Raw genomic sequence first — 11,791 nt, 5'->3', positions numbered from 1 at the left:
TTGTAGTTTCTGGTTTTTACATCGCGCTATAGCAGCGGCGCTGGATGAAAATTCTCTCACGGCATTGTTGCTTCAAGAACTAATAGTTGCCGATAGTGTTTAGCTTAGCCGCCGCAATCTTGTTGAGTGGGAGATACAATCAAAAACTGGATTTCAGTTGTTGGTGAGTCTAATCTACCCTGTTTAGGGAGGGGCGTGCATGAAACGAAGACTTGCTGCAATATTTGCAGCAGATGTCGTGGGTTACTCGCACCTCGTCCGCGCGAATGAAGAACGGACGTTAGAGCACTTGCGCGAACTACGGCAAAACGTCATCGAGCCCGCCTTTGCAAAACACGAAGGTCGAGTGGTCAAATGGATGGGCGACGGAGTACTGACGGAGTTTGCAAGCGCTGTCGACGCGGTTTCATGCGCCTACGATATTCAAAAATCCATCCATTCACGCAACGGAAACTTCCCAGTTGATGAGGAGATTATTTTTCGCGTCGGCATCAATATCGGTGACGTCGTCGTAGAAGGCGACGACATTCATGGCGATGGGGTCAACGTGGCCTCAAGGTTGGAGACACTTTCCGATCCTGGCGGGATTTGCATTTCGGCGTCAGTCCATGAACAAATCAAGCACCGCCTGAATGTGCATTTTCAAGACGCGGGTGACCAGCTAGTTAAAAACATCGTTGAGCCAATCCGCGTCTGGAAATGGGTGGGCGAGGCGAATGATGTCACAACTATTCAAAAGCCCACATCGGATTCAGAACTAATTTCGGCCCCTCGCCTGCCAGACATTCCGTCTTTAGCTGTTTTGCCATTTGACAATATGTCAGGCGATGCCGAGCAGGAGTACTTCGCAGACGGCATGACAGAGGACCTGATCACCGACCTCTCAAAATTGTCTGGCTTGTTAGTTATCGGTCGCAACTCTTCTTTTGTTTACAAAGGCAAGGCAGTAGATCTGAGACGCGTCGGCAAGGAGTTGGGTGTGCACTATGTTCTTGAGGGCAGTATCCGTAAGGCAGGCAACCGGGTTCGCATGAACGCTCAATTAATTGAAACAGCGAATGGAAGTCACGTCTGGGCCAATCGCAGAGACGGAACGCTGGAAGATATTTTTGACCTGCAAGACGAGATTACAAGAGAAATTGTCGTCGCGCTGTCTATACAATTGCGGGAAGGCGAGGAAAATCGTCTTGGCAGTCAATACACAAAAAACACTGAAGCGCGTGACTGGTTTCTCAAAGGCCGACTGCGCTATCGTGAACCGGGTCCGCAAGCCAACGCCGAAGCGCAGGTAATATTCACCAAAGCTTTAGAAGCTGACCCAAACTTCGCCTATGCTATGGCCGTTAGAAGCTACTTAAAATTCCATGCTTGGTTCTTCAAGTGGAACAGCCACCACAATGCGTTCGACGAAGCATTGGCTGAGGCCGAACGTGCCGCCAAGATAGACCCAAACCTTGCTGCCGCCCACGCGTTTCTGGGTTGGATGCATATGTGGGGCGATGGGTTCGAAAGAGCTCTTTCTGAGCATGAAACAGCCTTATCATTGGACCCTAATTCCTCTGATGGACATCTGTGGCAGGCTTCTTCACTTATCTACGCGGGAACACCGGAGTTGGCAATTGCGCCAATGGACCGGGCTATGCGGCTAGAACCACATACTCCGCCCATTTACCTTCTTAATTATGGTCACCTAATGTTGCAGCTTGACCGTTATGAAGAAGCTATCGAATACTTGCAGGCAGCAATACGAAACGCGCCTCAGTTTCCTATGAACTATATATTTTTGTCGGCGGTAAGAACGGCGCAGGGAAAATTACAAGAAGCAGAGGAAGCCGGTTCGATACTTCTCGAATTGATCCCTGTAGCTACGGTATCCACGCTGAATTCCCAATTGCCCTATGCAAAGGAAGAGCACAGACTAAAGATTGTGGCGGGCCTGAAAGCCGCAGGATTGCCGGATTAATGAGACGTAAAGAAGCCCTTTCGAGGCTCGATGCGGTCATTTTCTAAATCGTGGCAGATGTCTACTTTGAAGACATTGCAGGCTTTTTCTTTGTGTCCAACAATCCTTAGCCTATTCTGGCAACAACACGACGTGACCTTCATCGGCTCTCCACTGGATTAATCAATATGGCAAAGCATACCGTCTATCATATCCCTGTATGCCCCTTTTCTCAGCGTCTTGAGATTCTGTTGGCACTTCGAGGTCTGCAAGATGCAGTTGAATTCCGCGTCGTGGACATCACGAAACCTCGCGATCCAGAGCTTCTAAGAAAAACACGAGGAACAACGGCGCTTCCAGTTCTCAAAACCGCAGAAGGTCAGATTGTAAAGGAAAGTCTGGTTATTCTTCGTTACCTTGATGAAGTACTTGAGGGGCCAAAACTGCGGCGCTCTGACCCCGGCGAACATGCAGTGGAGTCTATGTTGATTGCCAAGGAGGGTCCATTCACGATGGCAGGCTATGTCTATGTCATGAACCAGGACCAAGGGCAGAAAGATGCGCACAACGAAAAGCTGCTTGCACTGTACCGCGATCTCAACGACTTCCTGCTTGCCCACAATCCGGACGGGGTATTCTTATTTGATGAATTCGGATTAGCAGAGGCGGTTTTTACGCCGGTATTCAAGCGTTTTTGGTTTCTTGACTACTATGAGGATTTCGAATTGCCGATTGGCGACGATTATGCCCGTGTCAAAAAATGGAGAGCTGCCTGTTTGAAACACGCAGCGACTGATCAGGTGACGGAAGAAGAGATTCTTAAACTATATTATGATTACGCACTGGGCGCAGGGAACGGTGCATTGGTGGACGGTCGAAAAATGTCCAGCTTCACGTTTGAACCACATTGGAAAACCAGACCTATGCCTCCGCGGGACAAGTATTCTGGATCGGTTTCAGACGAAGAACTTGGTTTGGTTGTCGCCAATGCGGGACTAGGACCAGCCCGCACAAATTAGGCTTACCTAAATCCAACCTCCTGATGGCATTCATCACGGGTGAAAGCTCGCCCTATGCAATCGGCTTCAGGAGGTTGGAAAGAACTCTACAAATCACTTTTTGCCTGCAGATCAAACGGAAGTTTCGTTAATGAAGCGAAAGTGGAGCGGCAAAGTTTTTGGATTTTCTCAAAGTAATGTATGATCTCAAATTGTTGGGACTTTAAAAGAGTATTTTATTGTTGACCGGTTCACACCCAACGTTGGGGGGGCAAATTATGCATAAACTAATCATAGCTATTTCAGCTATTTCTTTTCCGTTTGCGGCGATGTCCGAACCGAGTTTGGAACGTGGTGAATACCTCGTCCGTGGTCCTGCGGCGTGCGGAAATTGCCATACACCTCAAGGACCAAGTGGGCCTGATATGTCCAACGAGTTGGGCGGTATGATGGTTGAAAAGAACGACATGATGGAGGCCTGGGCTGTCAACATAACACCCGGTAGCCGGGTTGCGGATTGGAGTGACGAAGAGCTTGCCCGAGCGATACGCGAAGGTATTCGTCCAGATGGTACGGTCATAGGGCCGCCTATGCCGATCGGCTTATATCGCGGCCTTAGTGACGACGACGTCATGTCGATGGTTATGTTTCTCAGAACAATGCCTTCGAGTGGCAATGAGACGCCCGGTTCAACGTATGGCTTTCCACTTCCTCCGGACTACGGTCCGCCGATTGATACCGTTTCAGCGCCACCACAAGGCGCAACTGTCGAATATGGCGCATATCTCGCAGGGCCAGTCGCGCATTGCACGGAATGCCATACGACATTCGGCCCCAAGGGTCCTATGTTCGAAACTCATCTTGGCGCAGGTGGGTTCGAGTTCCATGGACCGTGGGGGGTATCCGTCGCTCCCAATATCACCAGCCACGAAGATGGGTTGATCGGATATACGGATGAAGAGCTGAAAACCATGATCGTTTCGGGTGAACGCCCAGACGGGACACAAATGCAACCGCCGATGGGTTACGCCTACTATGCGACAATGGCGCCCGAAGACCTTGAGGCTATCGTGATGTATCTACGCACCATTCCTCCTCTACCTGATCCTTAATTTTTCGTACTAGAGGTCGCTAGGGGTGGCACATTGTGGTACAGCTATTTGTTTGGCGTCTGGGGGGGGCTGAGCGAGATAGATCTTAGTGTTTTGGTGTCCGCTTTGGGCTCACTGCCGTCATCTGAGGCTTTTCGTCGGATGACCGGTTCGCCGCTCTGAGCGGCCATAGCATTGGCCGATTCCATCTGCAAAGCCGTCGTGATTCAAGGGCGGCAGGAGGATTGTCTATGTCGCACTTGTTCTGGCTCGACCTTCAGCACCTGAAACGCATCCAGCACCTGTTCCCCAAACCGCGCGGGGTGCCCTCCTTCGGCAACCCACGGAGTTTGTAGGCGTAATAGCTCGAAGTTATCACGCCGTACATGCAGTATGTATCGACGAACAATCAACAATATATTGTGCTGTCCGCATTTGTCCATTAGTTTGCGAATCAATACTGCGCAAGACGTGCAGTTCGTCACTCCCCGAAAGGGGCCCATTGGTGGGACGAGCGGCCGTTTGCGATCATTCTGGCTTTCGTCCTGAGTAAGAATGGTGCCCCGGGGGCGGAATCGAACCACCGACACGAGGATTTTCAATCAGTCTGGTTTGACCCACATCCCGCCACAAGCTGCCTCATCCAGCCACATTAACTTCTTGGCTTGGTTGAGTTTCTGACGTGCAAACCGCCACATCCGACCACACGCCGCCACACCCAACCACACGGGTGTTTGTCACCCATACGCTACCCAGACGCATTATCTCCAACCTTTGAGGACGTTTGTGCAATCCGCAGCGTATATCTTGCTCGTGCCTTTGTGCGATATCAAACGGGCGTTTACCGAATATTTTTGGAATGCTTTAAGCCAAAGACCATATTTTATCGGCTTGCTTTCAGCCTGATTGTCCGCTCTCAATTTCGCGCAATCGATTAAAGTCCTCCGAGCTGCTATACTGCTGCAGCTTGTTAACCGGGAGACCAGCATGGAAAGACGCCTTGCCACGGTGCTTGCGACAGACGTTGTCGGATACTCCGCTTTAATGCAACGCTCTGAAGCGGATACAATTTCGCGTCTAAAACGGTTGCGTAATATAGTCAGCGAACTAGCGGAACGTCATGGTGCTCGGGTGATTAGTTGGGCCGGTGATGGAGCATTGGCAGAGTTCGCTAGCCCGGTTTCAGCGGTACGAGGCGCATTTGAATTGCAGCGCGAGCTTTCTGCCCCGCATAATAGTCAGGAAATCGGCCTCCAACTGCGGATCGGCATACATCTTGCCGACGTGGTTGTTGATGGGAAAGATCTGCTTGGAGACGGCGTGAACATTGCTGCGCGGATCGAAGCAGAGGCTGAGCCGGGCGGGGTTTTGGTCTCGCACGCCGTTTTCGAACAGGCTAAACGAGGCGCGCAAGTTCGGTTCAAGCCAATTGGTCACCGGCGTTTCAAAAACATCGACGAAGCAGTCGAGCTTTATTCAGTCGAGGGCGATCTCGGATTGCATAGTTGTATGCTCACAAAGGGGTTGCCTCAAACACAGGCTACTAAACCCCAGCAACGCGACAATGGTGTAATCGTTCTTCCGTTCCAAAACCGCAGCACAGATCCAGAGCAACAATATTTTGCGGAAGGTTTCACAGAAGATGTGATCACAGAGCTCTCGCGATTCACCGAGTTATTCGTGATTTCACGGAACGCTAGCTTCTCTTTGGAAGAGCGCGATTGTTCGCCCGATACGATTTGCGGAGAAACGGGAGTTCGTTACGCCGTCGAGGGTGGCGTACGTGTTTTGGGCGAACGCGTCAGGGTCTCAGCGCGTCTTTTTGATGGGTCTAGCGGTGCTCAAGTTTGGTCTGAGAATTATGACTGCGAAGTGGACGAACTGTTTGATGTTCAGGACGATATGGTTGCCAAAATCTCAGCGGCCGTCGCAGGACGTGTCGAACAACAAGCAGAAAAATCGGCCAGGGAAAAACCGACCAGTGACATGGCCGCTTACGATTGCTTGAAACGTGGGCTTCACCATCACCGCATTGGCGGTGTCACGCGCGAGAATGCTGAAACCGCAATGAAGTGGTTGAAAAAGGCTTTGGAAAAGGATCCGACATTCGGCAGAGCTCAAGCATGGCTGGCTTGTGCCGTCGCAACGAGGGACGAATGGCTTGGGATAAAAGATGAAGATCTTTACTGGGAAATGGGGCGGCGGGCGCTAGAGCTGGATTGCAACGATGCTGAAGTGCACAGGATCATGGGGTCGCTGTCTCTGTACAAGGAAGACTTTGACAACGCGCTTTATCATTACTCGCGCGCGCTCGAGATAACACCAAACCATGCATATATCGTCGCCCACGCGGGTAATGTTCACAATTACTTAGGCGACGGGGAAAAGGGGCTTGTTTTTCAAAGGCGTGCCGAAGCACTTGATCCGTACCTTCCGGAGTACTGCCGAGAAGTTGGAGTAATTGCACATTACACACTAAGAGATTGGGAAGCTTGTTTCCAGGCGGCAACGGCATTCCCGCGACTTACCCGTCGCGCCGCCGCGTACAGAGCCGCCGCCGCTTTGCATTTGGATGATCCAGAGCGGTTGAACCGGGCTATTCGAAGACTGGCCACGATAGATCCAGAATTCGATTTAGAAGGGTTCCTTTCTATTGAGCGCTTCCAGGACAGTCGGCGCAATGAACAACTCCGCGAAGAGATGTCCCAGGTACTAGGGTATATGAACGAAGGTCTATTGCGCGCGGTCGTGTGACGAACCTTTGGTGCTGTTAGGATTGTAGCAGCTAGGAACCTAACTCCATAACATTCCTCAGCTTTGTAGGTCGCTGGTTGGATCATTTGTCAATGAACCCTTAGCCTGCCCAACGAAGCTATGGGTTTGGTCTTCTGCGGCCGCGCTATCAACATAAACAACAGTTTCTCTGGATGAGTTGCGAAAAGCTCGTATTGGATTTTTCAGGTGGACCGATGGCCTTCCAACCCTCTGTCTCCAACTTGGTCACGGTTTTGTTCAGCAGGTCCAAAGCTGGTTCTTGAATTAGTCTTTCGATATTCGGCATCCGTCTATCTCCATTCCAATCTAACGCTTGGATATGGAGGGCGCACTTCAAAACAGCTTGCTATATTCTGCCAGAAGCTTTTTCGATCTTGCCAGAAGAACTTGGGTTGAGGCGGGGCAGTTTTAGAAATCTGGGAATGTGAAACGAAAGATCATGTGGTCTTGAAAAGCGCTTTTGCACCTGATCTGCTGGTAAACGGAAATTGATATACATCGCAGCGAATGACTGCATTGAGCCCAAAGCAGACGCCCGATTTTGGACTGAAGCAATTTGGTTGTATCATAGAATGCATCAGATAATCGGGGAAGACTGTGCGCCTAGGATTGTTGCTGCCATTGAGTTTTGTATTTGCGTCGATTTGCTGTGGCGCAGCTTCAGCTGGTTCATCCGGAGAGAGAAAGTTCTATTACCCAAATACAGAGCCGCTCGGTGAAGCGGAGATGCGAGTTATCTCGCTGGGAACTGGAACACCTAATTTTCGACATTCCCAAGCGTCAGCGTCGTGGTTGGTTGAACTTGGCAATGGCGACAAGTTCCTATTCGATGTCGGAACCGGTTCGTTAGCAAATTTGGCCGCATTGGAAATCCCATACACTTATCTCGACAAGGTGTTCATTAGCCACCTGCACGTAGATCATATTGGAGACCTCGATGCACTTTTTGTGGGTGGCTGGGTGTCAAACCGAACCGTTCCACTGCAGGTTTGGGGACCAAGTGGCTTAAAGCCAGAATACGGGACCGCAGCGGCCATGGATGGCCTCCTAAAAATGTTGGCCTGGGACGTGGCAGGCCGGCGCGGGAATATGCCCTCGGCAGGTGGACACCTTTCGGCGACTGAGTTCGACTATTCTCAGACACAAGTAGTTTATGAAAGCGACGGTGTCGTCATTCGATCTTGGCCCGCGATTCACGGCATAGATGGTTCAGTGTCCTACAGCTTGGAGTGGAAAGGACTAAAATTCGTCTACTCGGGTGACACCAACCCGAACAAGTGGTTCGTGGAGAACGCTAAAGAAGCGGATCTTGTCATTCACGAATGCTACTTAACGACCCAACAATTTATCGATATCAAAAACTACGACCCTGAACGCGCCCGATTAGTGGCAACGGTGGTTCACACGCCACCAGACGCGTGCGGAAAACTATTCTCGATGATCGAGCCGCGGCACGCGATTGCCTACCATACATTTGCCGATTTCGATATTGCTCCCGACACAATTGCAGCAATCCGAAAGACCTACGACGGCCCGCTCACTTTGGCTCAGGACATGCTTGTTTGGAATGTTTCGGAAGATGCCGTAGGTGTTCGAGAGATCATTGGATCAGACAGTCCATTGCCTGTTGACCCCCCAACCCCTGCTGGCCCACCTGATCCCAGCGAGAGAACAGAGTTGTCAGATTGGCTTAATGCAGGTCGCCTAGATCTTAGCGGAGACTAGCCTGCAATTTGCTATAGTGAATCTATCGGCTGCTTTGACTGCAAATTAGACGTTGAGCAGAATTCACTGACTGACCGGTATAAGCCCAATCTGCCTTATGCTGCGGAACAGCCGAATGTCCGCTTTTCTCCCAGGCGACCATCACCGTACGCGCCATCGGAATGACCTTAAGCCAACGTGGAATAAACCTCGGCAACTCGCTGAAAGGTCCAAAAGCAGGCGATAGCCGCACATCCACAGGCTAAGCCCACTCGTAGGGACATCCACAAACTGGAGTTCACGCGCCGACACACTATCAAGGCAGGCCAGAGTGCAAGAATAATGGCGACTTGGCCAAGCTCGACGCCAAGATTGAAAGCAAGCAGGCTTTGCCAGATGTTTGGAGATGTGACCTGCAAGATCTTGTGCAACAAAAAGCTAAACCCAAGCCCGTGCAAGAGGCCAATCAGCGTTGTCAGAAGCACCATCGTGACTTCAGAGCGCGCATTGTCCTTAAAACTCATAAACGCTGCGACGGCTGCAAATATGATAGAAAGCGCGATCCCAGTTTCGACGGCAGGAACAAACCACGCGCCCGATGGCACAAACCCGAAAAACCCCAGCGACAGGGTCACGCTATGCCCAACGGTAAAACCGGTTGCACGCAGCAATGGCGCCCTGAGGGTCTGCGCTCCAATGACCAAACACACAACAAACAAAACATGATCCAACCCTTCGAGGATATGTCGTATGCCTTCCCAGACGAAACTGAGGAATCCTCCGTATCCTTGTTGCTGAACAACCAATGGTTCAGTCATCAGACCCCGAGAACGGAATATCTGAGGTGTGTCTGACGCGTAGTCGAGAATGAGGTTGGCCGTTTGGTCCTGATCCGGCAAGCCGGGGTCCAGCACGTTCGCAATGCTATACGATTGGACCGGACCGTAAGTGTCATAATGCAGGACGAGATCGACAACTGTGTCACCAACAAAAAGCGGTGGAATGAGGGCCGTTTCGGTTTCCACGGCCTGTTGAGCTTCGGCCAAAGTTGCAAATCCGGGCTCATTTCCGACGCGATGCAAGCGAACGGTCTTAACTGTTCCTCTTAAGCGCCGGTTGTCGACCAACAGATGTAGTCCACCTTCGGCGAATTGCCCCAGCCCATTGGGATCGCTCAAGGCAGCCTGCAAGTCGACAAAGTGGACCAACTGACCGTCGCTCATGGCATTGGTCGTGAATGGTGCAGCGTCCGGCAAGGAATCACCAATCTGATCACCGACCTTATCTGCAACAAGATAGGGCATGGGCGTGCGCATGTAGATACGTAGACCGTCTTCGGAATGCTCGACATGCGAAATTCGAACGTTGAGATTAAGCAAAAAATGCGCCGAGGCTGACAGCGTCAGTGACAAAAACACACCGACAAACAGAGCGCCGAAAGCAAAAACCTTTGGTCTTAAACACTTATGCATTTGGATCGCGAGCCTCGATCACAGTTAATCCATCCAGCTTCCATTGCCCGGATTCAGGTACAACCTCGGCCAGCACCCGAAACGTAACGGCGCGCATGTGGGCATGCCCCCAATGACCGCCTTGGGCTTTCACTGTCCATTTGGCCAGAGTGCTAAATCCACCCGGCTTGAGGGTCGGGTCAACGCGCTCTAAATTCAGGTCTCTAATTTCGGTAACTGCAGCAAGCCTGCCTCCTGGCGTTCGGATCACGAGACCACGTTCAACCTCTGTTGCGATGTCACTCAGAGACGCTTCCGTCACAATGTGTGTCAGCTCTGCCTTTCTTGCTGCCGGCGATATTTCCAGGGTCACTGTGTTCAAGTTTTCGACCATCGAGCGCAGTATATCTTCCGCAACCTGTGGCTCAGGGTGGGTAGGCTTCTTCCAAGGTAATTCTGGCAAATATCCCGAAAACGCGACGGTTGCTGAAGCCGCGACAAGCATGGTTACGCAACTGGCGTGCTTTGCAACTCTGCCTCTGCACAGTAGGAAAAAACCAAGTGAGACGGCGCTGACAATCCCAGTGATCAAAGCGATTGCCGGGTACTGCTGCGTCTGCCGCTCAACTGGAACCTGAATGACAGATGCTTTTTCGTATTGGAGCAAGTGGTTCCGCCAGTGGAACTGTGGATCCGCTGGTGTCACAGCTCCAAAGAATGGCCCAGCGATATCGTTTGATATGGTCGCAACGCGGGAAATTTCCTCGTCAAACATATCCCATGTGACTGTCACATGATCGGGAAGTTCTGCCGATGAGAAAGACAGGATGGCGCCGATAAACGCATTGTTCACGGACACTTCCTTTCCAGGCTCGACAACCTGAAAACCCTGCGATGTTAGCTCGAGGAGTTTTGCGGTTGCGTTTGACGGTTGCACTGATTTGCCATCAATTGTCACCGGGTTACGAGAAGCCAGGAAGGACGCCGCCTGGTTTACGATCAAGGCGCTACGCTGTGGTGAAAGCGTTTGTCCCACTTCCATGGTTTCATCAATCCAAGGCGCCAGTTCACGCAAGCGGATCAGGGTCTCGTGCCGAACTTCTCGGGGTTCGATATAAAGAAATGTCGATGTCCCGTCCTGCGCTTTTCGATTCAGACTCGCAGCGGAAAATCGGGTTTCCCAAGGGTCAGGCCAGTGAATCTTTAACTCTGCTGGCTTTGACAAGAAGCGGAAATCCGTGACCGGAACCTCTCGGTCAAAAACCTGCATCCCGATTGTTACCAGTGGTTCGCCATCCTGCGATGGAGGCATTATGGTCAGCTCGTTGGGAACTGAGTTTTGAAACGGAAAGAACACTTCGACGAACAGAACACGCGGATCTTTTGGCGGGCTGGGAACAATTTTGCCCGAGAATGGATCGCGCTGACCTGCAAGCGGAGAGGCCCGGTCGATGCGCGTTCGGTATTCTAACTTTCTGATTTCAGCGTGTAGGTGCTGTTCGTCCCTTGCAACAATAGACAGCGCCCGACTTTCGGTTTGGGCAGAGCCTTGATTGGACTCCCGTTCAGCCTCCGGCTCACCCTCAACGAAATCCGATGACCAACCGATTGGCAACATATCCGCAAACAACGGAATATCTTCGACATAGATCTCAAGGTCGATGTAAACCCCATCATCTTTGACATGAAGGACAGCAATATTGGGTGCGACTTCCGAACCGTTTGTCAAAACGACATCTGCTGAAACGGCCAATGCACCCGAGACCATCACGCTCAGCATCAGGAATAGTCGGCACAGATACCGCCAAATTAGAATTTTGTTCACCCCTG

At 51.3% G+C, this 11,791-nt stretch carries 7 protein-coding genes; 5 read left to right on the top strand and 2 right to left on the bottom strand.

The window, feature by feature from the left end:
• The first annotated feature begins 199 nt into the window (after positions 1–199).
• From AC2TAD_RS08660 to gntH, 5 genes are all read left to right on the top strand, one after another.
• Positions 200–1,963, top strand: coding sequence for an adenylate/guanylate cyclase domain-containing protein (locus AC2TAD_RS08660; protein WP_480867173.1), 1,764 nt, complete (start codon positions 200–202; stop codon positions 1,961–1,963).
• Between the two features lie 167 nt (positions 1,964–2,130).
• Positions 2,131–2,961: a glutathione S-transferase family protein gene (locus AC2TAD_RS08655; protein WP_480867172.1), complete on the top strand. Its 831-nt coding sequence runs from the start codon at positions 2,131–2,133 to the stop codon at positions 2,959–2,961.
• 404 nt (positions 2,962–3,365) lie between these two features.
• Positions 3,366–4,052 (top strand): c-type cytochrome, encoded by a 687-nt coding sequence (locus tag AC2TAD_RS08650; protein ID WP_353391524.1) that lies wholly within the window; start codon positions 3,366–3,368, stop codon positions 4,050–4,052.
• 966 nt (positions 4,053–5,018) lie between these two features.
• Positions 5,019–6,785 carry an adenylate/guanylate cyclase domain-containing protein gene (locus AC2TAD_RS08645; protein WP_480867170.1) on the top strand — a complete coding sequence of 589 codons (1,767 nt, stop codon included), beginning with the start codon at positions 5,019–5,021 and terminating at the stop codon, positions 6,783–6,785.
• A 618-nt stretch (positions 6,786–7,403) separates the two neighbouring features.
• A complete protein-coding gene (gene gntH / locus AC2TAD_RS08640) occupies positions 7,404–8,531 on the top strand; it encodes a guanitoxin biosynthesis MBL fold metallo-hydrolase GntH (RefSeq protein ID WP_480867168.1) in 1,128 nt (375 codons plus the stop codon).
• Between the two features lie 167 nt (positions 8,532–8,698).
• Here the strand turns inward: gntH and AC2TAD_RS08635 are convergent, their stop codons facing one another.
• Together AC2TAD_RS08635 and AC2TAD_RS08630 are read right to left on the bottom strand one after the other, a co-directional pair.
• Positions 8,699–9,889 (bottom strand): HupE/UreJ family protein, encoded by a 1,191-nt coding sequence (locus AC2TAD_RS08635; RefSeq protein ID WP_480867167.1) that lies wholly within the window; start codon positions 9,887–9,889, stop codon positions 8,699–8,701.
• Between the two features lie 85 nt (positions 9,890–9,974).
• Positions 9,975–11,786: a hypothetical protein gene (locus tag AC2TAD_RS08630; RefSeq protein ID WP_480867166.1), complete on the bottom strand. Its 1,812-nt coding sequence runs from the start codon at positions 11,784–11,786 to the stop codon at positions 9,975–9,977.
• Positions 11,787–11,791: the final 5 nt, after the last annotated feature.

The sequence above is a fragment of the Ruegeria sp. HKCCD7628 genome, assembly GCF_057221005.1.
Note: the sequence above shows the minus strand (reverse complement) of the source record. Positions and strands in the feature narration are given on the sequence as shown.